Source organism: Actinoplanes sp. CA-142083 (genome assembly GCF_050942195.1).
In the GTDB taxonomy this organism is placed as follows: Bacteria; Actinomycetota; Actinomycetes; order Mycobacteriales; family Micromonosporaceae; genus Actinoplanes.
Genome location: NZ_CP192076.1, coordinates 5171647 through 5192809 on the forward strand (window position 1 = coordinate 5171647; position 21163 = coordinate 5192809).

Consider the following 21163-nt stretch of genomic DNA (forward strand, 5'->3'; position numbering starts at 1 on the left):
GGACGCGGCGCGTGGACCGCCGCATCCATCGTTCGGGCCGAATGCCCGGGCGTTCACTCGAAGGCGTTACCTCAGGTAGCCGTTGTTGTCGCAGGTGCGGCGCTTCAGGACGCAGTCCTTGGTGCGCTTGTTCATGGTGGTGACGTCCCAGCTGACGAAGGCGTCGCCGTGCATCGAGGAGGCGCTCTTGCCGGTCGGGTCCGAGGAAAGGTAGTAGCCCTGCTTGGTGCCCTTGACGCCGTACTGGATGTCGAAGGTCAGAGCGGGGATCCGGACGGGGTGGCCGGCCGGGCAGCCGTTCTCCGACCCGTACGCGACATGGTCTTTGTGGTTGGGGCTGTCGAGGTGCGTGCCGTCCCAGCAGTCGGGGAATTGCAGCATGAAATGGAACGTGGCGCCGTCGCCGCAGATGGGCCAGTTGCCGTTGGTGCTGCGGGCGATGCCGTCGAGGTCGCCGGGGCCGTAGAAAGCGCAGTAGAACTGGCCCTGGGCGCCGCGCGGGGTCGGGACCTTCTTCTTCGCGTCGCCGGCGATCATGCGCAGGCCGGTGGGGATCGGCTGCACTCCGGTGGAGTTGCCGCGGATCGACCGGTAGTAGACCCGGAAGCCGGTTGTCTCGACCGGCTTGCCGGAGGCGGCGTCGTAGAGCGTGGGCACCCAGTAGGCGGAATGGTCCTGGGCCGGCTTGCACGTGGTGGCGGTGAACTTGGTCAGGTCGGCCGCGGTCGTGCCGGAGTCGATGGCCTTGTTGCCGACGAACGAGTGCATGTGCGAGGCGCCCGGCAGCCCGGGGAAGACGATCGGGTCGTCGGCGAGCCGGTGGCTGTACTGGCAGTCGGCCCGGAACTCCGGCAGGTTGCCGACGCCGGCCGGGACGGGATCGGTCTTCAGCGCCTGGTAGGCGTCGAGCTGCGCCTTCCAGGCGGCGGCGTCGACGTTGATCCAGCCCACCTTGGGCGGCTCCTGCGCGACGGTTGCCTTCGGCTCGGCCGGCGCGGAATCGGCCGCGGCCGATCCCGAGGCCGCGGCCGAAGCCGTCGCGGGGAGCGCGGTGCCGGGCGCGCTCGGCGACGACGCTCCGGGAGGCGGGGTGAGGGCGAGGGCCTCGGCCGCGTTCGATGGCTGCGGACCGGCGTCGCCGCCTCGCAGGGCGACGACGCCGACGGCCACGGCAACCGCGGCGACCGCGACGCCGGCCCAGATCGCCGCCATGCCCCGCTTGCCGCGGGCGTGCCTGGGCTCAGGGGACATGGGGTACTCCTCACGTGGTGTCACGGCCGCGAGAAGCGTAGAGGCATGATTGCCTGCGCATTCATGTTCTTAAGGGTCACCTGAAGTGACATATCCCAAGCGAAATTAGTGTTATCGGCCGGAGCCCGGTTTAGTTCAAATCTGTATCTGATCGCGACGCCTGGCGGACGCCTGCCCGCCATCAAGGTCTTCCAAGATCCACCTTCGCGTGCACCGGAACCCGGTGCCGTAGAAGGAGGACACGTAAAGTGCGCACCACCCTCGGCCGTACGGTGGCCGTGACCCTTGCCGCCGGCACGGTCGTCGCCATCGCGGCGTGCTCGCCGCCGGAGAAGAAGGCCGAAGCGGGCTCCGCCGCCGGCACCGCCGCCACCGCGACCAGCGCCGCCGACCTCGGCGGCATGGACGCCCTGGTCGCGGCCGCGAAGAAGGAGGGCCAGCTCAACGTCATCGCCCTCCCGCCGGACTGGGCCAACTACGGCGAGATCGTCAAGGCGTTCGGCGACAAGTACGGCATCAAGGTCAACTCGGCGCAGCCGGACGGCTCGAGCCAGGACGAGATCAACGCCGCCACCCAGCTCAAGGGGCAGGACAAGGCCCCGGACGTGTTCGACCTGGGCGGCTCCGTCGCCTCGGCCAACACCGCCATGTTCGCGTCGTACAAGGTCGCCACCTTCGGCGACATCCCGGACAACCTCAAGGAAGCCAGCGGCACCTGGGTCAACGACTACGGCGGCTACATGTCGATCGGCTACGACAGCGCCAAGGTCCCGGCGCCCACGGCGGTCGCCGACCTGCTCAAGCCGGAGTACAAGGGCAAGGTCGCGCTCAACGGCGACCCGACCCAGGCCGGTTCCGCGTTCGGCGGCGTGCAGATGACCTCGATCGCCAACGGCGGCACCGCCGAGGACATCACCAAGGGCGTCGACTTCTTCGGGCAGCTCAAGAAGGCCGGCAACTTCCTTCCGGTCGACCCGAGCGCCACCACCATCGAGTCCGGCCAGACCCCGGTCGTCTTCGACTGGGACTACCTGAACGCGGCCGAGACGAAGAAGCTCCCGACCTGGAAGACGTTCGTCCCGGCGAACGCGGTGCTCGGCTCGTACTACGTGCAGGCGATCAACAAGGAGGCCCCGCACCCGGCCGCCGCGCGCCTGTGGGAGGAGTTCCTCTACTCCGACCAGGGCCAGAACCTGTGGCTCAAGGGCGGCGCCCGGCCGGTCCGCGCCGACGCCATGCAGAAGGCGGGCACGATCGACGCCACCGCGTTCGCGGCCCTGCCGAAGGTCGAGGGCACCCCGGTCGTCCCGACCGAGGCGCAGAACACCGTGGCCAAGACGTACCTGACGGCGAACTGGGCCAAGACCGTTGGCTGAGATCGCCACGACTACCGCCGCTCCGCAGCGCGTGGCCACCCGGCCGCGGCTGCGGGGCGTCACCCCCTTCTTGGGCACCGTGCCATTCCTGGCCTATGTGAGCATCTTCCTGATCATCCCGACGGTGGTCGTGGTGGTCGGGGCGTTCGCGGGGGACGGCGGCGGCGTGACCTTCGCCAACGTGAAGGCGCTGGGCGACGGCTACATTCTCGACGCGTTCGGCCGCAGCATCCTGCTGTCGGCGGTGAGCGCGCTGGTCGGCGCGATCCTGGGCGCCCTGCTCGCGTACGCCCTCGCCACCGCGAAACCGCAGGGTGTGCTCCGGCGCGTCGTCACTTCCGCCGCCGGCGTCCTGGCCCAGTTCGGCGGCGTGACCCTGGCCTTCGCCTTTCTGGCCACCATCGGCCTGAGCGGTTTCGTCACCGTGTGGCTGCAAGACCACATCAACGTCGACCTGTACGCCAACGGCGTATGGCTCTTCGAGCTGCCCGGCCTGATCCTCGTCTACACGTACTTCCAGGTCCCGCTCATGGTGATCGTGTTCCTCCCGGCCCTGGACGGCATCCGTCCACAGTGGCGCGAGGCGGCCGAGAGCCTGGGCGGCACCACCTGGCAGTACTGGACCCGCGTCGCCGGTCCCTTGCTGGCGCCCGCGTTCCTCGGGTCCACGCTGCTGCTCTTCGCCAATTCCTTTTCCGCGTACGCCACGGCGGCCGCACTCGTGAGCCAGGGGAGCCCGATCGTCCCGCTGCAGATTCGCAGTGCCCTGACCAGCGAGGTCGTGCTCGGCCAGCAGAACGTCGGCAAGGCCATGGCGCTCGGCATGGTCATCGTGGTGGCGGTCGTGATGGGGCTGTACACGCTGCTGGAGAGGAGGACCGCGAAATGGCTGGGATGAACGCCCGCCGGGCCCGCCGGCAGCGCGTGCTGCGCTGGGCCGTGCTGATCGTCCTCGGCGTGTTCTTCCTGCTCCCGCTGGCGGCGATGGTCGAGTTCAGCACCCGCGACTCGCAGACCTGGCCGCTGCTGGTGAACTGGCCGAAGCTAAGTGACACCTACCCCGACCTCGCCGAGGGCATCATCTCGTCACTTGAGCAGGCAGGCCTCACGGCTTTGTCAATGCTGGTTCTCCTGGTGCCGACCGCGATCTGGGTACGGCTGCGGCTGCCCCGGATCCGCCGGCTCATCGAGTTCCTGTGCCTGCTGCCGCTGACCATCCCCGCGATCGTGCTGGTCGTCGGGCTGGCGCCGGTCTATGCGTGGGTCGTCTACTTCCTGGGCGGCTCATCGCTGACGCTGGTTTTCGCGTACACGATCCTCGTTTTGCCCTATGCCTATCGCGCGATCGACGCCGGGCTCGCCGCGATCGACGTGAAAACCCTGGCGGAGGCCGCGAGGAGCCTCGGCGGCGGGTGGGCGACCGTGATCGTACGGGTGGTGCTGCCGAACATCCGCTCGGCGGTGTTGTCGGCGGCGTTCCTGTCGGTCGCGCTGGTGCTCGGCGAGTACACCATCGCGTCGCTCCTGAATCGCACCAACCTGCAGGTCTCCATCGCGCTGCTCGGCAAGAGCAGCGCCACCATGTCGGTCGCCGTCTCGCTCACGGCGCTGCTGCTCGCGTTCGTTCTGCTGTTGCTGCTCTCGTTGGTCGGCGACCGCCGCCGTTCCGTCAAGGAGGCCTCATGACCGGCGTGGCGGTCCATCTCAACGGGCTGCGCCGCACCTTCGGGCCGGTGCACGCGCTCGACAACCTCGACCTGTCGATCAAGGCGGGGGAGCTGATCTGCCTTCTCGGCCCCTCGGGCTGCGGCAAGACCACGGCCTTGCGGGTGCTCGCCGGGCTCGAAGACGCCGACGCTGGGCAGGTCCTGGTCGGCGGCAAGGACGTGACCGGGCTGCCGGCGAACAAGCGGGACATGGGCATGGTGTTCCAGGCGTACAGCCTGTTCCCGCACCTCACGGCGGTGGAGAACGTCGAGTTCGGACTTCGTCTGCGCGGCCGGCGCCGGACGCCGGGCCGGGCTGCCGAGATGCTGGAGCTGGTCGGGCTGGGCGGGTTCCAGACGCGGTACCCGCACCAGATGTCGGGCGGGCAGCAGCAGCGGGTCGCGCTGGCCCGGGCCCTCGCGATCGAGCCGGCGGTGCTGCTGCTGGACGAGCCGTTGTCGGCGCTCGACGCCAAGGTGCGGGTGCAGCTTCGGGACGAGATCAAGCGGATCCAGACGTCGGTGGGGACCACGACGTTGTTCGTGACGCACGACCAGGAAGAGGCCCTCGCGGTCGCCGACCGGGTCGGGGTGATGAAGTCCGGGAAGCTGGAGCAGCTGGCCTCGCCGGCGGACGTCTATCAGAAGCCGGCGACGGCGTTCGTTGCCGACTTCGTGGGGCTCAGCAACCGGCTTCCCGGGACGGTCTCCGGGGACACGATCTCGGTGCTAGGCGCCTCGCTGCCGCTCGTCTCGCCGGCGCCTTCGGGCTCGGCGACCGCTCTCGTACGGCCCGAGGCGGTGTCGGTGGCCCCCGCCGCGGACGGCGCCGGCCGGGTCCTGAACTGCAGCTTCCTCGGGCCGACCAGCCGCGTCACCGTCACCGTGGGGGAGACGCTTGTTGTCGCTCAGGTGCCCAGTGCTCTCGTGCCCTCGTTGGCGCCCGGCACTGCGGTCGAGGTGACTCTGGACCCCGTACCCGTAGCCTTGTCCTGAAATTTCCGTATCAGTTTCGCGTTTCCGCTGTGAGGGGGACAATCGGTTCGTACGGTCGGTAACCGTGCTGAGAAAACTCCTCGCGTTCCTGCTGGCCCTGGTCGTCCCGGTTCTCGTCCTGCCGGGGCGACCGGCGTCCGCCGCGCGAGCCGTGTGGCACGTGGTCGCACCCGGCGAGACCATGCAGAGCATCGCCCGCGACTTCGGCCTGCGCGCCGCCGACATCGGGCGCTGGAACCAGATCGTCCCGCCCTACCCCGTGCACGTCGACGAGACGCTGCGCCTGACGCCTCCCGCCGAACCGCTGCAGGCGTGGCGCTCCCGGATCGAGCTCGTCACCCCCGCGATGGTCAACTGGAACCCGCTGCTGAAGTGCCCCGTGCCGCCCGCGATGCTGCGCAAGGTCTGGGTCTCCTACATCGACCTGCAGGGCGCCTACCACGACGGCAGCATCATCGTGCACCGCGACGTCGCCCTGCGGGTCCAGCAGATCTTCTTCACGCTGTTCCGCTGGCGCTACCGCATCATGGCGATGGCCCCGATGTCGGTGAACATGCCCGGCGAGACCAACATGGGCATCGTGACCGCCGGCTACCACTGCCGCCCGGTCGGCGGCACCGACGTCTGGTCGGAACACGCCTTCGGCACCGCGATCGACATCAACCCGCTGCAGAACCCGATGATCCGCAACGGCGCCGTCTCACCCGCCGGCGGCAGCTACTGGCTCAACCGCAACCGCTACCTGATCGGCATGATCCACGCCGAGGGCGCGGCGCGAGCCTTCACCGCGAACGGGTATTTCTGGGGCGGCCAGTGGCGCAGCCTGAAGGACTACATGCACTTCAGCGTCACCAACCGCTGATGCGGGGTTGTGCTATTCATCGACATTGTGGATGCGGACGCGGTAGCCGGTGGCGCGCGCTCGGCGGCGACCGGCGTCAATCAGGGCATAGTGCAGACCGGCGACCGGTCGCGGGCCTTCCAGGGACAGCCCGTCCCGCTCGGCCGCCCCCAGGACGTGCCGGCGCCTTGGCCCGCGATGATCGGCTTGCCGAAGCCGCCGGCGAGGGCCTTCGTGGGGCGGGACGCCGAGCTGACCGCCCTTGCCGAGTCGGTGGCGTCGGGCACGGGCGTGGTGGCCCAGTCGCAGGCGGTCCACGGCCTGGGCGGGGTGGGCAAGAGCGAGCTGGCCCTGCAATACGCGTGGCGGCGCCGGGCCGCGTACCGGTTGGTCTGGTGGGTGACCGCCGACAGCTCCCAGGCCATCGAGTCCGGGCTGGCCGAACTGGCCTTCCGGCTGCACCCCGACTCGGCGATCGTGGCCACCGGCCAGGAGGCGGCACGGTGGGCGGTCGGCTGGCTGCAGGCGCACCCCGGGTGGCTGCTGGTCCTCGACAATGTCGAGCAGCGCGCCGACGTCGAGCCGCTGCTGGGCCAGCTCGACGGCGGCCACGTGGTCATCACGACCCGCCGGGACGTCGGCTGGGACGATATCACCGACTCATGCTTGCGGGTCGAGGTGCTCGACCCCGGAGCGGCCGTGGACCTGCTGCTCCGCCTGTCCGCCGAGCAGGACGCACAGACCGCGGCGGTGCTCGCTGGGGAGCTTGGCTGCCTGCCGCTGGCGCTGCAGCAGGCCGGGGCATATCTACGGCAGACCAAGACGACGATGGGCGACTACCTGCGTGACCTCCGGCGGGACCCGCAGCAGATGCTGGCCACGGTGATCGACCGGGGCGCGGCGGAGCGGGCCGTGGCGCGAGTGTGGTCGGTGACGCTCGGCCGGATCGCCGAGGAGGACCCGGTCTCGGTGGACGTGCTGAACGTGCTCGCCTGGCTGGCGCCCGACGAGCTGCCGCGGGAGGTGTTACACGGCTTGGAACCGGAACGCGGGGGCGTCGACCGGGCGCTCGGGTTGCTCGCGTCCTACAACATGGTCACGCTGACCCCGGCGACAGCGGCCGTCCATCGCCTGGTTCAGTCCGTCATCCGGGGCGCTGCCGCGCCCGAGGCGGTCACCGGCTTCCAGCGGCGAGCAGTCGAACTGCTTTACGCGACCGCCCCAGACGACCCGATGGACAATGTGGAGGGCTGGCCGCTGTGGGCGTCATTGCTGCCTCACATCAACGCGCTGGCCGAAGCCCTCCCGGCTGACCACACCTTCACGCAAATGGTGGAATTGCGCAGCGAGGCGGCCATCTATCACCAGTACCAAGGCCACCTCGGCACAGCTATCGACGGATACGAGCGAGTGCTGGCCGAATGGCGGCGCTTGGTCGGAGACGATCACCCGAGCGCGTTGAGCGACCGCAGCAACCTCGCCATCGCCACCCGCGATGTGGGCAAGGTGGAGGAGTCGATCACCGCCTTCGAGCGGCTCTTGGTCGATGTGCGGCGGGTGCTCGGCGAGGACCATCGGAGCACGCTGGTGACCCGCAACCAGTTGGCTGTCGCCTATCAGCGTGCGCGCCGGGTGGAGGAGGCGATCGGCGAGTTCGAGCGGGTCCTGGCCGACCGTGTCCGGGTGCTCGGCGACGATCACCCGGACACGCTGGGCACCCGCCACAACCTTGCCGTCGCTTACCGCGTTGCGGGGCGGGTGGACGACGCGATCACGACGTTGGAGCGGGTTCTGGTCGACGTGCGGCGGGTGCTCGGCGAGGACCATCGGAGCACGCTGGTGACCCGCAACCAGTTGGCCGCCGCCTATCAGCGCGCGGGCCGCGTGGAGGAGGCGATCGGCGAGTTCGAGCGGGTCCTGGCCGACCGTGTCCGGGTGCTCGGCGACGATCACCCGGACACGCTGGGCACCCGCCACAACCTCGCGGTCGCCTTCGTGGCCGCCGGCAAGGCGGAAGAGGCGATCAAGGCGTTGGAACAGGTCCTGGCCGACACACGGCGGGTGCTCGGCGACGATCACCCGAACACGTTGGCGGCCTTTGACGAGATCGTCAACATCTCCCGGTCCGCTGGGCGACCTGACCGGCGCTGACCGATGCCGGGCTTTACGGCGGGCCGACGTCGACGCCGATGCCCAGGTCGGGCCAAAGGAACAGCTCGAACAGGTGGCCGGGCAGCGTCCAGTCGACGCGGATGACGCCGGCGGTGTCGGCGGCGTGGGCCGCGTCGAAGCGGGTGCTCCAATCGGGGGCCAGGACGTCGCCGGACAGCGTGACGGTGAGGGAGCCGGCGTCGGTGGCCAGGACCACCGTCGCCGTTTTCGCCGGGTTGCGCAGGCCGGGCAGCGTGCCTCCGAAGCGGACCCGCTCGGCCGGGAACTCGCTGATGCTCGAGGGCGCGGACATGCCGATCCGGCCCTTCCAGGCCGCCGCGAGGCCGTCGACGTCGCCCGAAGGTGTCATCCGGTGGACTATCAGCGCGGCGCCGAGCTCGGGCCGCAGCAACTGGGACGGGCTTTCCGTCGCGCTGGGGTCGCACCAGACGACGAGGCGTTCCAGATCGGGTCGCGAAGGCACGACCTCACAGTAGGCGATTGTGCTCGATCTTTTCGAGGAGGTCGCCGAGGGCGCCCCGCGCCGCGCCGACGCAGATGTCGTTCAGCTCGTCGCGGGTCACGGAGTCGTTGGCGAGCCAGTCGACGACCAGGACGCGGACGAACACCAGCCAGCTGGTCAGCACCGCGGCCAGCACGGCCCGGTCGTGTCCCTCCAGGCCGCTGATCTCGATCACCCGGCGCCGCAGCTCCGCGAGCTCGCCGGTGACGATGGCCTGGATGACCGGGTCGCCGGCGAGGGTCCGGTTGGCCGCCAGCACCGCGCTGCGGTTGGCGGCGAAGTAGTCGAAATGCGCGCCCAGGCCGGCGATGAGCTGATCCAGGAACGGGGTGCGGCGATCCAATTCGGTCGCCGCGAGCAGACCCTCGGATGCCACCGCGTACACGGCCGCGAAGAGGTCCCGCTTGTTCGGGAAATGCTTGTACAGCAGGGCGCGGGAGACGCCGGCGTGCGCCGCCACGTCCTCCATCAGCACCGACTCGTACGGCTGGGCGGCGAACAGCTCGGCGCCGGCCTCGACGAGCAGGCGGCGCCGCTCGCCGGGGGTGAGGCGTCGGCGGGTGGTCACCGTGCCATCTTAGTTGACGCGTGTCTACTACGGTCGTAGCCTCCGTTAGTAGGCAGGTGTCTACTAACGGGGAGGCGTCGTGGAGAGGGTGCTGAAATGGCTTGCCGTCGCCATGGGGGTGGCGTGCGCGGGGATCGGGCTCTATCACGTCGTGCTGGGCATCGGCTCGGTGCCGGGCGAAGGCACCGCCGACACCATCGCGGGCGTGACGGTCGACAGCCGGGAGCGCTTCTACAACGCGATATTTTTCGGGTACGGCGTGGCGTGGCTCTGGGTCGCTCGACAGTCGCCGATACCGCGCTCGATCGTACGATGGCTCGCGGCCTTCATGTTCCTCGGCGGCATCGGCCGTCTGCTGTCGCTCGCGGTGTACGGCGCGCCGCACTGGTTCCAGATCCCGCTGACCGTCATCGAGTTGGTGCTGCCGCCGCTGATCGTGGCGCTCACCGTGAAGGGACGCCGATGAACTACGACACCGAGCTGCGCCGGCACAACGAACTGCTGCGCCGGGCGGCGGCCGTCCGCCCGGGCGATCACGTCCTCGACGTCGGTTGCGGCGCCGGGCTGACCACCCGGGAGGCCGCGCGGGCGGCGCGGGACGGCAGCACGCTCGGCGTCGACACCTCCGAGCCGGCGATCGAGCGCGCCCGTTCGCAGGCCGCGGGGCTGGGCAATGTCGCGTTCGAGGTGGGCGACGCCCAGGTCCACCCGTTCCCGGCCGCCCGCTTCGACCTGGCGATCAGCCGGTTCGGGACGATGTTCTTCGGCGACCCCGTCGCGGCGTTCACCAACATCGGGCGGGCGCTGCGCCCCGGCGGCCGCCTGGTGATGATGGTCTGGCAGGCCGCCGGCCTCAACCAGTGGAACGTCGCGCTCACCGAGGCGCTCGGCCCGACCGACGGGCGGGGTGCCTTCTCGCTCGGCGACCCGGCGAAGGTCGAGGAGATCCTCACGGCGGCTGGGTTCGGCGGCGTCGGCCTCGAAGAGGTCCGCGAGCAGCTCTGCTTCGGCCCCGATCTGCCGTCCGCACTGGATTGGGTCAGCGGCTTCACGTCCACGATCGAGGCGCTGAGGAAGCCCGGCGCGAAGGAACGCCTGCGCGAGATGCTGGAGGCGCACCTGACCGACGACGGGGTCTGGTTCGACTCCCGCGCCTGGATCGTGACCGCACACCGGGATTAGGTTCGGGGAATGAGCGCCGGGGAGGGGTTCCGGCTGGCCGAAGCGGTGGCCGACGTCTACGGCGACCTGCGGCTCGAGCCTGTCCTGCGCCGCCTGCTGCGCCACACCGCCCGCCTGACCGGCGCCGCCGCCGGCAGCGTCTCGCTGATCGACGCCGCCGCCGGCCGCTACACCAAGGCCGCCGAGTACGGCGCCTTCTGCCGGCTGGGCGACACGTTTCCCCTGGACGAGGGCGCCACCGGCCGAGCGTTCGGCCGCCGCCGCCCGGTCGTCATCCCCGAGTACGGCCAGCTGCGCGCCGGTCACCTGGACGGCGCCGACCCCAAGCGCCGCGGCCCGGCCGCCGCGGTGCCCATCTGGTGGCGCGGCGAGGTGATCGCCGTCAGCGTGACCTTCGCACCCCGCGCCGGCACCTTCGAGACGCAGGCCGTGGACGACCTGGAAACCCTGACCCAGACCGCAGCCGCCGCGATCGTCCGCAGCGGCCGCTTCGGCACTTCGCTGGCCTCGGTCCTGCGCCGCGCGGGCAACGTCGTCACCGAGGCGGGCGAGGTGCGCCCGGTCGCGCCGGAGGTGGCCCGGGTAGCGGCCGACCTGGTGGCGGACGCCGGCGACAAGCTCCGGGTCGGCATCGTCTACCGCCCCGACGGCGTGCGCGTGATGGTCCGCGACGAGACCGACGGCTCGGCCTGGGCGGCCGCACCGCCAAGAATCACCGGCGGCGAGGTCACCGTCGAACGCGTGCGCGGGTGGGGGGTCGTCCTACGAGCCGACATCCCGTACGCGTCACCGCCGCCGTTCACCGCACGGGAGTCCGACGTGCTGGAGCTCATGCGCCAGGGCCTGACCTACCGGGAGATCGCTTCGCGCCTGGGCCTGTCACCGAAGACCGTCGAAAAGCACGTCGCAGCCATCATGCGCAAGACCGGCACCTTCAACCGCACAGCCGCCGTAGTGACGGCGATGGACAACGGCTGGCTGGGGGATTCACCCCATACCGCTTTCGGGTGAGGGGTGGCTGACTGGGCGCATGCCCGTCGTGTCGATGAAGGAGATCCTCGATCGTGCTCTGGCCGAGCGCTACGGGGTCGGCGCCTTCAACATCATCAATGACCTGAGCATCGAGGCGGTGCTGGCGGCGGCCGTCGAGGAGCGGGCGCCGGTCATTCTGCAGACGTCGGTGAAGACGGTGAAGCAGTACGGCCGGGAGCAGCTCCTCGACATTTTCCGGGCGCTGATGCGCGGGGTCGACGTGCCGGTCACGCTGCATCTCGACCATTGCCCGGACCGGGCGGTGATCTCGGACTGCCTGGCCGGCGGCTGGAACTCGGTGCTGTTCGACGCGCATGAGCTGGACGTGGCCGAGAACCTGCGGCAGACCACCGAGGTGGTGGCGGAGGCCCGGCGGACCGGCGCGCACGTCGAAGGGGAGATCGAGGGCATCCAAGGGGTGGAGGACGACATCGGCTCCGAGGAGGCGTCGAAGATCCATTCACTTGAGGTGGCGGTCGACTTCATCAAGCACACCGGCGTCGACTGTTTCGCGCCGGCGATCGGCAACGCGCACGGGCAGTACAAGCAGGCGCCCAAGCTGGACGCGCAGCGGGTCAGCGACCTGGTGGCGGCGACCGGGGTGCCGATGGCGCTGCACGGCGGGACCGGGCTGTCGGACGAGCAGTTCACCGACCTGATCGCCCGCGGCTGCGCGAAGGTGAACATCTCGACGGCGCTCAAGGAAAGTTTCATGAAGTCGGGGCTGAAGCATCTCGACGCCGCCGAAAAGGCCGGCAAATGGGATCCGCCCACGCTTTTCCGGGCCCAGCGGGCCGCCGTCATGGAAATGGCCCAGCGGCACATCCGCCTTTTCGGAGGATCGGGGAAAGCGTGGTGACCGCGCTCGTCTTCGATTGCGACGGCGTGCTGGCCGACACCGAGCGCTACGGTCATCTGCCCGCCTTCAACGCCACCTTCGAGCAGTTCGGCCTGCCCGCGCATTGGAGCGAGCGGGAGTACGGCGAAAAGCTCAGCATCGGCGGCGGCAAGGAGCGGATGGCCAGCCTGTTCGACGATCCCGCTTTCGCGAACTCGGTGCGCGGTGACCGTACGGAATTGCTGGTGAAATGGCACAAGGCCAAGACGGCGGCGTTCAAGAAGCTGGTGGCCGAAGGCCACATCCCGCCGCGGCCGGGAATCGCCCGCATCATCGAGGCGGCGCTCGCGCAAGGGTGGACGGTCGCGGTCGCGTCGACGTCGGCCGAGGATTCCGTACGGGCGGTGCTCGAGCGCGCGGTCGGCGGGGAGACCGCGAAAAGTGTCCCGGTCTTCGCCGGTGACATCGTGCCGGCCAAGAAACCCGACCCGGCGATCTATCGGCTGACGGTCGACCGGCTCGGCCTGAGCCCTGTGGACACGCTGGTTGTCGAGGATTCGCGCAACGGGCTCCTGGCCGCCGCCGGCGCGGGTCTGCGCTGCCTGGTGACGGTGAACGGATACACCCGCGACGAGGACTTCACCGAGGCCGCCCTGGTGGTCTCGGAGCTGGGCGACCCCGGCCGCCCGCCGATCGAGGTGCTGGCGAACCGCAGCGCGGCGAAACCGGGCGGCTACCTCACGCTCGACGACCTGCGCGCCTGTCTGGAGGAGCCGCGATGAGCACGACCGAGCAGGTGGTCCGGACGATCGCCGAGACCGCGATCGAGAACGAGAAGTACTTCGGCGACCTGGACTCGGTCGTCGGCGACGGCGACTTCGGATACTCCCTCGCCCGCGGCTTCGAGAAGCTCCTCGAAGGCTGGGACGACCTCGACCGCACCGACGACGGGACCTTCCTGAAACGTACGGGAATGGTCATCGCCTCCCGGATCGGCGGCACCTCCGGGCCGCTCTGGGGCACGGCGTTCATCCGGGCCGGCGGCGCCGCCGGCGACGGGGTCGTCGCGATGCTGCGGGCGGCGATCGAGGGCATCAAGGCGCGCGGCCAGTCCGATGTGGGCGACAAGACGCTGCTGGACGCGCTGGTCCCGATGACCGACCGCCTGGAGAGCGAGCTCGGCCGGGGCGCGAGCACGGAGGAGGCGATCCGGGCCGCCGCGGCCAGCGCCCGGGAGGCGGCCGACGCCACCAGCGGCATGGTCGCCAAGCGCGGCCGCGCGGCCTACACCGGCGAGCGCAGCCGGGGCTCGGTCGACGCCGGCGCCACGGCGGTGGCCGTCATCGCCGAACGGATCAGCGAGACCTGGAAGTGAAGGAGGCTTCGCCGTGAAGAAGTTCGTCAACGACCCGAAGAGCTACGTCCCCGAGATGCTGGAGGGCGTCGCCCTCGCCAACCCGGGCACCCTCAAGTACGTCCCCGCCTACAACCTGATCATGCGGGCCGACGCGCCCTCGGACGGCAAGGTCTCGATCGTGCAGGGCTCGGGCTCCGGCCATGAGCCGGCCCACGTGATGGCCGTCGGCAAGGGCATGCTCGACGCGGCCTGCCCCGGCGACGTCTTCGCCGCGCCGCCGATGGATTACGTCTACGAGACCGCGAAGCTGCTCGCCTCGCCCAAGGGCGTCCTGCTGCTGGTCAACAACTACACCGGCGACCGGATGGCCTTCGACATGGGCAAGGAGATGGCCGAGGCCGACGGCGTACGCTGCGAGATCCTCACGATCAACGACGACGTCGCCGTGCAGGACTCCCTGTACACCGTGGGCCGCCGCGGCGTCGCCGGCAACTTCTTCGTGATCAAGGCGGTGGGCGCCGCGTCCGAGCGGGGCGCCGACCTCGACGAGCTGCTCCGGATCGGCAAGAAGGTCAACGACGTGACCCGGACGATGGGGGTCGCGCTGACCGCCTGCACGCCGCCCGCGAAGGGCTCGCCCCTGTTCGAGCTGGGCGGCGACGAGATGGAGTTCGGCGTCGGCATCCACGGCGAGCCGGGCCGCGAGCGCCGCAAGATGAAGTCCGCCGACGAGATCGTCGACGACATGCTCGAGGCCGTCGTCACCGACCTGCCCTACAACTCCGGCGACCGGGTGGCCCTGATGATCAACGGGCTGGGCGGGACTCCGGTCAGCGAGCTCTACATCTGCTACCGCCGGGCCCACCAGCGGCTTGCCGAGCGGGGGATCACAATCGGCCGCAGCTATGTGAACGAGTACTGCACCTCGCTCGACATGGCCGGCGCGTCGCTGACCCTGGTCCGCCTGGACGACGAGATCGAGGACCTCCTGGCCGCGCCCGCGGAGGCCGCCATCCGGGTCTTCTGATCAGCGGGTCTCCCGCCGGTGCTGCGACTTCGCGCCGCGAGTTGCAGGATGGGGGGTGATGGTCGCCTCGATGGAAGCCGTGCGCCGGCTCATGGATCTGCGACACCGTGGCCGGGCCGAGGACCTGCCGGCGGTGCTCGCGGCGGCCGCGCCTCTGCTCGACGCCGAGACCGCCACCGTGCTCCTGGTCGACTACGGGCAGGTCGCGCTGCATCCGCTCCGCGGCACCACCCTCGACACCGCGACCGCTCTGCCGGTCGAGGGCACCCCCGCCGGCCGCGCCTTCACCACCGCCGAGCAGCAGTGGCTCGACGAGGGCGGCGGCGGGGTGCTGTGGCTGCCGCTGCTGCACGGCGCCGAGCGGCTCGGCGTCCTGGAGTTCCGGATCAAGGCCCATCCCTCCGACGCGCACCGTCTCGACCTCGAAGTGATCGCCGCCCTGGTCGCCGAGCTGATCGCCAGCCGGCGCTTCTACGGCGACGCGGTCGAGCACACCCGCCGGCGCATGCCGATGCAGCTGGCCGCCGAGATCATCTGGAACCAGCTGCCGCCGCTCACCTTCGCCGTCGACGGCACGATGGTCACGGCCGTGCTCGAACCCTGCTACGAAGTCGGCGGCGACGCGTTCGACTACGCGGCCAACGAGGACGTCCTGCACGTCGCGCTCTTCGACACGGTCGGCCACGGCATCAGCGCCAGCGCGCTGACCACCCTGACGCTGAACACGTACCGCAACGCCCGCCGGTCCGGGCTCGCCCTGGCCGACACCTGCCGGTCGATCGACAAGTGGATCCGCGCGCAGTACCCCGGCGCCTTCGTCACCGGGCTGGTGGCCGAGCTGGACATCGCGACCGGCGCCTACCGGCGGATCAGCGCCGGCCATCCCCCCGAGCTGTTCCTGCGGGCCGGGCGGGCCCTGCCCTCGCTGCCCACGCCCAACGCGCTGCCGCTCGGCCTCGGCCACATGATCGACCGGCCGCCACGGGTCGTCGAGCAGCAACTCGAACCCGGCGACACCCTGGTCCTCTACACCGACGGCATCACCGAGGCGCGCGACGCGTCGGGCGAGCTGTTCGGCGCCGAGCGGCTCAGCGAGTTCCTGCTCGACTCGCTGGCCGGCGGCATCCCCGCGCCGGAAACCATGCGCCGCCTGATCCAGGCGATCGTCTCCTACGAGGACGGCGAGCTCCGCGACGACGCCACCGCCGCCATGCTCCAGTGGCGGCGGCGCTGACCGGCTCAGCGGCCGGGATCGAGGTCGATGCGGATCGTCAACGGGCTCGAGGCCATCAGCCGGCCGAGCGCGGCGTCCCACTGGTACGGCAGAGTTCGCGAGCGGGCTTCGGCGTCGTCATCGGGCAGCACCACGGCCGTACCGGTGCGCCAGACGCGCGCGACCTTCACCCGTACGGCGGGATGGGCCCTTAAATTGCGGACGAAGTCCGCCTGGGTTCCGTGCGCGGCCACCAGCCAGAACGTGTCGCCGACGCAGCCGTTGCCCACGGGGGTGTGCCGGGGGAGCCCGGTGCGCCGGCCCGTCGTCTCCAGCAGCGCGAAGGCCCGGGGAGCGATGCCCTTGCGCAGGGCGAAGCGGGTCAGGCGGTTGTTGAGCCGCTCGACCGTCGTGACGATGCGGTACTTCCGCGAGCGCATGTGCAGCGGTTCTATCACAGGACGCGGTCGAGAAGGGCGACCAGCCGCGCCGCTTGGGCGCCGCCGGGGTCGAGATCCGGGCGGAAGTCGGCGATGCTGACGCCGACCAGGTGGGGCGATCGGGCGAGCGGCGTCAGGACGGCCGCGAGCTGGTCGAGATCCGGCCCGCCGGCCTGCGGGTAGGTCACCGCGGGCAGGGCCGACGGGTCGAGGACGTCCACGTCGACGTGCAGCCACATCGGTCGATCGGCCCACGCCGCCGCCTCGTCGCCCGCGCCGTGCGGGTCGCCGACGACCGCGGTGGCGTCGATGGTGACCATGCCGGCCGGCACGCGACCCAGCTCGGCGGCCGCCGCGGGATCGAGATCGGCGGTGCGGTGCCCGATCAGCGCGACGTGCCGAGCCGCCACCATCGGTACCGTTCCGCCCAGCGCCAGCAGGTCAGGTGGGCCGTCGCCGGTGAGCACGGCGAGCTCCAGGTCGGCCGTCTCGCCGGTGTCCGAGCTTTGTGCGTCGAGATAATCGGGGTGGCCGTCGACGATCCAAAGACCGAGATCACCGCGTACGGCGTGAGCACCGGCGAACACGCCGAGGAGCAGGCTGCAGTCGCCGCCGAGGACCAGCGGCCGGCGCCCGGGGTGGTCACGGACGCCGTCCCACAAGGCGGCGGACAGTTCCCGGGCGGCGGCGATGGTCTCGGGCAGCGCGCGCACCCCGGTGGCCCGGTCGCGACGGCTGCTGGAGATCGCCGTCGCCGCGTCACCGAGGTCGACGTCGACGAGGCCGGCCAGCCCCGCCCCGCGCAGTGCCCCCGGGGCCTGCGCCTCGCCGCGGTTGGTGCCGGAGCAGTCCCAGGGTGCCCCGAGCAGGAACCAGTCGGATCCGATCACCTCGAGAAGCCTACGGCCCGGTGGACTGAAAGCGACATGAGCGATCGTTAAATGGCGATCTGTCGATGGCCCTGCCTACCGTCCGGGCATGGCGCGTGTTCTGTATCGCTCACTTGTGGTCGCCGCCGCGGTGGTGCTCCTGGCCGCCCCGGCCCCGGCCCGGGCCGCTCTGCCCACCCTCGCGGTCGGCGCGACGACCTCGGCGGCCGACACCGTCGGCAGCGGCAACACCTGTGCCGGCTTCCTCGACGAGCGGACCCACCTGGGCAACCTGGGGATCCGCCGGGTCTTCGCCTCGGCCGGGCAGTTGCCGCCCGCCGACGCGATCAACTGTCACAACAACCATGGCGCGGTGCTCTGGTACTCGTTCAAGACGTCGTGCACACCAGCCGGAGTGGCGGCCGGCTGGTGTGACTCCGAGATCCAGAACATCGCGCTGGCCATGCCGGCCGGCAGCTACCTGACCTACAACCACGAGCCCGAGAACGACATGACCGGCGTGCAGTTCGTCGCCGCGTTCCAGCGGGTCTACACCGTGGCGAAGGCGGCCAACCCGGGCGTGACCGTGGTGCCGATCTACATGTCGTACCAGTGGCGGCCGGGCTCGTCCAAGGTCACCAACAACGGCACCGGCGGCAGCAACGAGATCCAGGACTGGATCGTCCCGGCCGCGTACGCCGACGCGTACGGGCTGGATCTGTACTGGCAGGCCAGCACCCGCGGCAGCGAGCCCGACGACCCGGTCAGCATCGGCCTGGATCCGCGGATGACCCGCTGGTACAACGCGTTCGCCGGCCTCGGCGAGCCGCTCACCCTGCCCGAGTGGGGCATCATCGACGACCAGGGGGTCCAGGCGTCGCGCGGGCCGGCCATCCGGGCTTCACGGACCTGGTTGACCGGCCACAACTTCCACATCATCAGCTACTGGCAGCTGGACAACTGGTACCTGGACGCGGCCACCGACCCCGACGGCGTCGCCGCCTATCAGGAGCTGGTGGCCGCGGCCACGCCGTGACTCAGTACTTGAAGGCGCCGACGAGGTTGCGCAGCTCCTCGGCCGTGCGGGCGACCTCGTTGGACGCCTGGCGGGTCTGCTCGACGCCCTCGGCCGAGGTGGCGCTGGCCGTCGACACGTCCGAAATGTTGACGGCGATGCGGTTGGAGCCGCTCGCGACCTCGCCGATGCTGCGGCTCATCTCGCCGGTGGTGGCGGTCTGCTCCTCGATCGCGGAGGCGATCGTCGTCTGGAACTCGTTGATCTGGTTGATGACCTCGGAGATGCGGGAGATGACCTCGACGGCGCCCGTGGTGCCCTGCTGAATGGCGGCGACGCGGGCGCCGATGTCCTCGGTGGCCTTCGCGGTCTCCTGGGCGAGGTCCTTGACCTCGGAGGCGACGACGGCGAAGCCCTTGCCCATCTCGCCGGCCCGGGCGGCCTCGATGGTGGCGTTGAGGGCGAGCAGGTTGGTCTGCTCGGCGATCGCGGTGATCAGCTTGATGACGTTGCCGATCTCGGCCGAGGACTCGCCGAGCTGGCGCATGGTCTCGGTGGCGCGGGCGGCCTCGGACACGGCGACCATGGCGACCTGGGCCGACTCGCTGGTGTTGCGGGAGATCTCGCGGATCGCCAGGCCCATCTCGTCGGAGCCGGCGGCGACCGACTGCACGTTGCGGGAGATCTCCTCGGCCTCGGCGGCCGCGGAGGCGGTCTGCGCGTTGGTGTCGCCGGCGGCGTCGGCGATCGTGCCGGCCACCGCGGACAGCTCGGCGGAGGCGCTGGCCAGCATGTCGGCGTCGGCGGCGATGGTGCCCATCGACTCGCGCAACGCCTCGAGCGAGTTGTCCAGGTGGGTGGCCATCGTGCCCAGCTCGTCCTTGCTGGTGATGCCGCTGCGGACGGTCAGGTCGCCCTTGGCGAGCGCGTCGACGACCTCGCCGAGGCGGCGGACCGGCTTGAGGATGGAGCGCACCAGCGGGACCGCGAAGGCGATCATGACGAGCAGGCCGAGGCCGGCGACGATCAGCGCGAGCAGCCGGGAGAAGGCGACCGTGGAGTCCATGTCCTTCTGCTCCTGGACCGCGGCGGCGCTGGCCTCGTCGACCAGCGCGCCCAGCTCGTCGTCGGTCTTGTGGTTGCGCTCGGCGATCTCGCCGATGTTCTTGACCGCGGCGGCCCGGTCGTTCTTGGCGGCGTTGGTGAAGTCGGTGATGAACGCGCTGAAGTCGACGAAGTCGGGGCGGATCGAGGTGAAGGTCGCCAGCATGGCGGGGGTGAGGCCGGAGGCGGCGACCGCGTCGGCGGCCTCGGTGGAGGACTGCACGTCGTCGACGACGTCCTGGGTGACGTCCTGGCCGAGCAGCGACCGGTAGGCGTCGACCTTCAGCTCGCTCTGCCGGGTGTCCAGGTGGTTCAGGGCGCCGAGGCCCTGCTGCAGGCCGGTGATCGTCCGGCTCTGGTCGGCGACCTTGTTCTGGCTGTACAGGTTGATGCAGGCCAGCGCGGCGAGAAGCACGGCCCCGGTGCTGACGATGAGGCCCAGTCGCTTCGCGACTCCGATGTCTTGCAGTCTCCGCATTGTCTCTGCCTCTGCTGGTCTGCCGCTGCTTCGGCGAAGCGTTGCGGTCGTCTGTTGCCCGGCAGATCGACGAGTGAGGCAGCTCACCTGAGGGAGGCAACCGCAAAGCAACGTGGAAACCTAAAGTCTGGCGATTAGCGGGACGCCACCTTGTCGCGGTACATCTCCTCGTCGGCGGTGCGGGTCAGCGCGTCGAGGCCGAGATCGGAGCCGGCGTCACGGCACGCGATGCCGATGCTGGCGCCCACGACGGCCGGTGTGCCGTCGATGTCGACCGGCCGGCAGATCTCCTCGCGCAGCCGCGCGGCAAGCTCGCCGGCTGTGGCCGGGGAGGCGCCCGGCATGAGCACGACGAACTCGTCGCCGCCGATCCGCCCGGCCAGGTCGCCGGCGCGCAGGCCCGCGGACAGCCGCCGCCCGACCTCCTGCAGCAGCCGGTCGCCGGCCGCGTGCCCAAGGGTGTCGTTGACCAGCTTGAAGGCGTTCAGGTCGAGGAGCAGCACGGCGAGGGCGCGGCCGCGCTGGGTGGCGGCGAAGGACGCGACCTGGTCGCGGTTGGGCAGCCCGGTGAGCGGGTCGTGGTGGGCCTGGTGGTGCAGCGCCTGGCGGGCCCGTTCGAGCTCCTTGACCTGCTGGGAGTACGCGTCGCCCTGGATGCCGCAGAGCACCGCGACGATCAGGCCGATCACCGCGGCGGTGAGCACCTCGCCCTCGCGCAGCGCCGGCTGCGGGATGATCTTCATGGCCAGCCCGAAGCCGGCCGTCGTGACCGCCCAGACGACCAGGGCCCCGGCCAGCCGGTGCCGGTAGGCCCCGACCACGATCGCGATGATCAGCAGCGGCCAGGCGGTCTGCGCGTTGTAGCCCTGCGCCCAGACCACGATGCCGGTGACCGTGCTGGTGTCCAGCGCGACCTGCACCGCGCTCAGCGCGCTGTAGTAGGGCGATTCCGGCCGGCGGTGGTTGACCGCGGTGAGCACGTTCGCGATCAGCATCAGCAGCACCCCCAGCCACAGCGAGGTACGCAGCGCCGGCGGCGGGTGGTGGCTCATCGGTCCCATGGCCTCGGCCAGGAACGCGACGGTGGCCAGCAACCCGACGCCGCGCGCCACGAAGGAGGCGGCCTCGACGGTCTTCCGCTTACGCAGCAGCGACGGGTCACAGGTGGTAGTCATCATCCCCGGTCGGATCGGCGT

At 70.5% G+C, this 21163-nt stretch carries 22 protein-coding genes; 15 read left to right on the forward strand and 7 right to left on the reverse strand.

The window, feature by feature from the left end:
* Positions 1-66: 66 nt before the first annotated feature.
* Positions 67-1251, reverse strand: coding sequence for a DUF1996 domain-containing protein (locus tag ACQPZX_RS23635; RefSeq protein WP_433384342.1), 1185 nt, complete (start codon positions 1249-1251; stop codon positions 67-69).
* A 248-nt stretch (positions 1252-1499) separates the two neighbouring features.
* On the opposite strand from ACQPZX_RS23635, the gene ACQPZX_RS23640 reads away from it, so the two are divergent.
* The 6 genes from ACQPZX_RS23640 to fxsT all read left to right on the forward strand — a co-directional run bounded on the left by ACQPZX_RS23640 (position 1500) and on the right by fxsT (position 8321).
* Positions 1500-2627, forward strand: a complete 1128-nt coding sequence (locus ACQPZX_RS23640; RefSeq protein ID WP_433384345.1) for an ABC transporter substrate-binding protein — start codon at positions 1500-1502, stop codon at positions 2625-2627.
* A 79-nt stretch (positions 2628-2706) separates the two neighbouring features.
* Positions 2707-3525 (forward strand): ABC transporter permease, encoded by an 819-nt coding sequence (locus ACQPZX_RS23645; RefSeq protein ID WP_433384348.1) that lies wholly within the window; start codon positions 2707-2709, stop codon positions 3523-3525.
* On the forward strand, positions 3513-4313 hold the full coding sequence (locus ACQPZX_RS23650) for an ABC transporter permease (RefSeq protein WP_433384351.1): 801 nt from the start codon (positions 3513-3515) through the stop codon (positions 4311-4313). The genes ACQPZX_RS23645 and ACQPZX_RS23650 overlap by 13 nt, the downstream gene beginning before the upstream one ends.
* Entirely contained in the window at positions 4310-5329 is a 1020-nt protein-coding gene (locus tag ACQPZX_RS23655; RefSeq protein ID WP_433384354.1) for an ABC transporter ATP-binding protein, read from the forward strand. Before ACQPZX_RS23650 ends, ACQPZX_RS23655 begins: the two co-directional genes overlap by 4 nt.
* Positions 5330-5393: 64 nt before the next feature.
* A complete protein-coding gene (locus ACQPZX_RS23660) occupies positions 5394-6191 on the forward strand; it encodes a M15 family metallopeptidase (protein ID WP_433384357.1) in 798 nt (265 codons plus the stop codon).
* Between the two features lie 9 nt (positions 6192-6200).
* Positions 6201-8321, forward strand: coding sequence for an FxSxx-COOH system tetratricopeptide repeat protein (fxsT, locus tag ACQPZX_RS23665; protein ID WP_433384360.1), 2121 nt, complete (start codon positions 6201-6203; stop codon positions 8319-8321).
* 13 nt (positions 8322-8334) lie between these two features.
* Here the strand turns inward: fxsT and ACQPZX_RS23670 are convergent, their stop codons facing one another.
* Together ACQPZX_RS23670 and ACQPZX_RS23675 are read right to left on the reverse strand one after the other, a co-directional pair.
* A complete protein-coding gene (locus ACQPZX_RS23670; protein ID WP_433384363.1) occupies positions 8335-8805 on the reverse strand; it encodes a hypothetical protein in 471 nt (156 codons plus the stop codon).
* Between the two features lie 4 nt (positions 8806-8809).
* The gene (locus ACQPZX_RS23675) at positions 8810-9412 is read right to left on the reverse strand and encodes a TetR/AcrR family transcriptional regulator (RefSeq protein WP_433384366.1); all 603 of its coding nucleotides are present in this window, start codon (positions 9410-9412) and stop codon (positions 8810-8812) included.
* A gap of 79 nt (positions 9413-9491) precedes the next feature.
* Between ACQPZX_RS23675 and ACQPZX_RS23680 the strand changes: the two genes are divergently transcribed.
* The 8 genes from ACQPZX_RS23680 to ACQPZX_RS23715 all read left to right on the forward strand — a co-directional run bounded on the left by ACQPZX_RS23680 (position 9492) and on the right by ACQPZX_RS23715 (position 16082).
* A complete protein-coding gene (locus ACQPZX_RS23680) occupies positions 9492-9878 on the forward strand; it encodes a DUF4345 domain-containing protein (RefSeq protein WP_433384369.1) in 387 nt (128 codons plus the stop codon).
* On the forward strand, positions 9875-10594 hold the full coding sequence (locus tag ACQPZX_RS23685; RefSeq protein WP_433384372.1) for a class I SAM-dependent methyltransferase: 720 nt from the start codon (positions 9875-9877) through the stop codon (positions 10592-10594). Before ACQPZX_RS23680 ends, ACQPZX_RS23685 begins: the two co-directional genes overlap by 4 nt.
* A 9-nt stretch (positions 10595-10603) precedes the next feature.
* Positions 10604-11605 (forward strand): LuxR C-terminal-related transcriptional regulator, encoded by a 1002-nt coding sequence (locus ACQPZX_RS23690; RefSeq protein ID WP_433384375.1) that lies wholly within the window; start codon positions 10604-10606, stop codon positions 11603-11605.
* A gap of 19 nt (positions 11606-11624) precedes the next feature.
* A complete protein-coding gene (locus ACQPZX_RS23695; protein ID WP_433384378.1) occupies positions 11625-12485 on the forward strand; it encodes a class II fructose-bisphosphate aldolase in 861 nt (286 codons plus the stop codon).
* On the forward strand, positions 12482-13246 hold the full coding sequence (locus tag ACQPZX_RS23700) for an HAD-IA family hydrolase (RefSeq protein WP_433384381.1): 765 nt from the start codon (positions 12482-12484) through the stop codon (positions 13244-13246). Before ACQPZX_RS23695 ends, ACQPZX_RS23700 begins: the two co-directional genes overlap by 4 nt.
* The gene (dhaL, locus tag ACQPZX_RS23705) at positions 13243-13839 is read left to right on the forward strand and encodes a dihydroxyacetone kinase subunit DhaL (RefSeq protein WP_433384384.1); all 597 of its coding nucleotides are present in this window, start codon (positions 13243-13245) and stop codon (positions 13837-13839) included. The genes ACQPZX_RS23700 and dhaL overlap by 4 nt, the downstream gene beginning before the upstream one ends.
* A 13-nt stretch (positions 13840-13852) precedes the next feature.
* Entirely contained in the window at positions 13853-14848 is a 996-nt protein-coding gene (gene dhaK / locus ACQPZX_RS23710; protein ID WP_433384387.1) for a dihydroxyacetone kinase subunit DhaK, read from the forward strand.
* 70 nt (positions 14849-14918) lie between these two features.
* Entirely contained in the window at positions 14919-16082 is a 1164-nt protein-coding gene (locus ACQPZX_RS23715) for a PP2C family protein-serine/threonine phosphatase (protein ID WP_433384389.1), read from the forward strand.
* Between the two features lie 5 nt (positions 16083-16087).
* Here ACQPZX_RS23715 and ACQPZX_RS23720 read toward each other — a convergent pair whose 3' ends face one another.
* Together ACQPZX_RS23720 and ACQPZX_RS23725 are read right to left on the reverse strand one after the other, a co-directional pair.
* A complete protein-coding gene (locus ACQPZX_RS23720) occupies positions 16088-16501 on the reverse strand; it encodes a nitroreductase/quinone reductase family protein (RefSeq protein ID WP_433384392.1) in 414 nt (137 codons plus the stop codon).
* A 14-nt stretch (positions 16502-16515) separates the two neighbouring features.
* Complete coding sequence (locus tag ACQPZX_RS23725) at positions 16516-17391, reverse strand: arginase family protein (RefSeq protein WP_433384395.1); 876 nt, start codon at positions 17389-17391, stop codon at positions 16516-16518.
* Between the two features lie 88 nt (positions 17392-17479).
* Here ACQPZX_RS23725 and ACQPZX_RS23730 point away from each other — a divergent pair, with 88 nt between their 5' ends.
* A complete protein-coding gene (locus tag ACQPZX_RS23730; protein ID WP_433384398.1) occupies positions 17480-18406 on the forward strand; it encodes a hypothetical protein in 927 nt (308 codons plus the stop codon).
* Between the two features lies 1 nt (position 18407).
* Here the strand turns inward: ACQPZX_RS23730 and ACQPZX_RS23735 are convergent, their stop codons facing one another.
* Together ACQPZX_RS23735 and ACQPZX_RS23740 are read right to left on the reverse strand one after the other, a co-directional pair.
* Positions 18408-19967, reverse strand: coding sequence for a methyl-accepting chemotaxis protein (locus ACQPZX_RS23735; protein ID WP_433384401.1), 1560 nt, complete (start codon positions 19965-19967; stop codon positions 18408-18410).
* Positions 19968-20101: 134 nt separating this feature from the next.
* The gene (locus tag ACQPZX_RS23740; protein WP_433384403.1) at positions 20102-21142 is read right to left on the reverse strand and encodes a diguanylate cyclase; all 1041 of its coding nucleotides are present in this window, start codon (positions 21140-21142) and stop codon (positions 20102-20104) included.
* Between the last annotated feature and the right edge of the window lie 21 nt (positions 21143-21163).

Bases quoted from the DNA above. Each gene is read 5' to 3' on its own strand.
- ACQPZX_RS23720 (WP_433384392.1), bottom strand. From the start codon at position 16,501: ATGCGCTCGCGGAAGTACCGCATCGTCACGACGGTCGAGCGGCTCAAC.
- ACQPZX_RS23685 (WP_433384372.1), top strand. From the start codon at position 9,875: ATGAACTACGACACCGAGCTGCGCCGGCACAACGAACTGCTGCGCCGG.
- ACQPZX_RS23635 (WP_433384342.1), bottom strand. From the start codon at position 1,251: ATGTCCCCTGAGCCCAGGCACGCCCGCGGCAAGCGGGGCATGGCGGCG.
- ACQPZX_RS23690 (WP_433384375.1), top strand. From the start codon at position 10,604: ATGAGCGCCGGGGAGGGGTTCCGGCTGGCCGAAGCGGTGGCCGACGTC.
- ACQPZX_RS23735 (WP_433384401.1), bottom strand. From the start codon at position 19,967: ATGCGGAGACTGCAAGACATCGGAGTCGCGAAGCGACTGGGCCTCATC.
- ACQPZX_RS23730 (WP_433384398.1), top strand. From the start codon at position 17,480: ATGGCGCGTGTTCTGTATCGCTCACTTGTGGTCGCCGCCGCGGTGGTG.
- ACQPZX_RS23740 (WP_433384403.1), bottom strand. From the start codon at position 21,142: ATGACTACCACCTGTGACCCGTCGCTGCTGCGTAAGCGGAAGACCGTC.
- ACQPZX_RS23715 (WP_433384389.1), top strand. From the start codon at position 14,919: ATGGAAGCCGTGCGCCGGCTCATGGATCTGCGACACCGTGGCCGGGCC.
- ACQPZX_RS23655 (WP_433384354.1), top strand. From the start codon at position 4,310: ATGACCGGCGTGGCGGTCCATCTCAACGGGCTGCGCCGCACCTTCGGG.
- ACQPZX_RS23695 (WP_433384378.1), top strand. From the start codon at position 11,625: ATGCCCGTCGTGTCGATGAAGGAGATCCTCGATCGTGCTCTGGCCGAG.
- ACQPZX_RS23650 (WP_433384351.1), top strand. From the start codon at position 3,513: ATGGCTGGGATGAACGCCCGCCGGGCCCGCCGGCAGCGCGTGCTGCGC.
- dhaL (WP_433384384.1), top strand. From the start codon at position 13,243: ATGAGCACGACCGAGCAGGTGGTCCGGACGATCGCCGAGACCGCGATC.